At 47.9% G+C, this 1,191-nt stretch carries 2 protein-coding genes; both read right to left on the bottom strand.

Features of this window, described 5'->3' with window-relative positions; genetic code table 11:
- Positions 1-87: 87 nt before the first annotated feature.
- Positions 88-525: an ExbD/TolR family protein gene (locus tag ACTHSP_RS20680; RefSeq protein ID WP_049351128.1), complete on the bottom strand. Its 438-nt coding sequence runs from the start codon at positions 523-525 to the stop codon at positions 88-90.
- Positions 526-528: 3 nt separating this feature from the next.
- Complete coding sequence (locus tag ACTHSP_RS20675; RefSeq protein ID WP_003686817.1) at positions 529-1,188, bottom strand: MotA/TolQ/ExbB proton channel family protein; 660 nt, start codon at positions 1,186-1,188, stop codon at positions 529-531.
- Positions 1,189-1,191 lie beyond the last annotated feature (3 nt).

Below are 1,191 nucleotides of genomic sequence, written 5' to 3'. Positions count from 1 at the left end.
CAGCCTGGACATATAGTTACCAAATACAACAAAAGGCCGTCTGAAACTTTACTCAAATTTCAGACGGCCTTTACTGTGTTCAAAAGATTATTGCGCTTTGGTTTCCGTTACAAAACCGATTTTACTGATACCGGCTTCGCGTGCCGCTTGCAGGGCTTGGTTGACGTAATCGTATTCAACCGCTTTATCCGCCGCAATCGCCACAATCACATCTTCGTTTTTCGCTTTGGCCTCTTTCAGCTTGGCGGTTACCGTTGCCAAATCCACTTTGGCATCCGAATCACCGCCAACGACATAAGCACCATTGGCATCAATGCTCAAACGCAAAGGATCTTTAGGCTGCTGCTTGTCCTCTTTTGCCGCTTTTTCCGAAGCAGTCGGCAACTCCAAAGGAATCGAGTGGGTCAGTACCGGCATGGTAATCATAAATACAATCAGCAACACCAGCATCACGTCCACCAAAGGTGTAACGTTGATATCCGACATCGGCGCATCATCGCCGGAATTCATTGATCCGAAAGCCATGGTTTAATCCTTTTGGTTCAGAAGGCGGACATGCAGGTCATGTGCAAATGCGTCCATATCTTGCGCGATGGTTTTTGTACCGCGGTTGAGGAAGTTGTACGCCAATACGGCCGGAATCGCCACAAACAGGCCGACAGCAGTCGATACCAAAGCTTCGCCAATCGGACCGGCTACCGCAGCAATGCTCATTTGGCCGCTTTCGCTGATGCCGATCAGGGCATGGTAAATACCCCAAACAGTACCCAACAGGCCGATAAACGGAGCGGTTGCACCGATAGAGGCCAAAGCGGTCATACCGTAGTCGAACTGTCGCATGGTTTGGGTCAAACTGTTGCGGATATGAACGACCAAGTATTCGTTCAAAGGCAATTCGTCAATCAGCGATTTGCTCGTCGTTTGACGGTAATTTTGGTATGCGCGCAGAGATTCATCTGCAACACGGCTCATCGGTGCTTCTACCGCTTTGGCTTTTTGTACGGCATCAGCCAGCGTAAACGCATTCAGCATCAACTCTTTTACCTGAGCATTGCCTTTTTTCGCTTTGCGATATTTGATGCAGCGAATCACAATGACGCTCCAAGTTACCACACTCATCAACAACATCAGGACAAATACACCAATCAGTACCACATCACCTGATTTGAAAACTAAACTTAAATCCATAAT

This window comes from Neisseria sp. P0001.S005, from assembly GCF_051963715.1.
The sequence above is the reverse complement of the archived record's forward strand: the minus strand, read 5'-3'. Positions and strand labels throughout refer to the sequence as shown.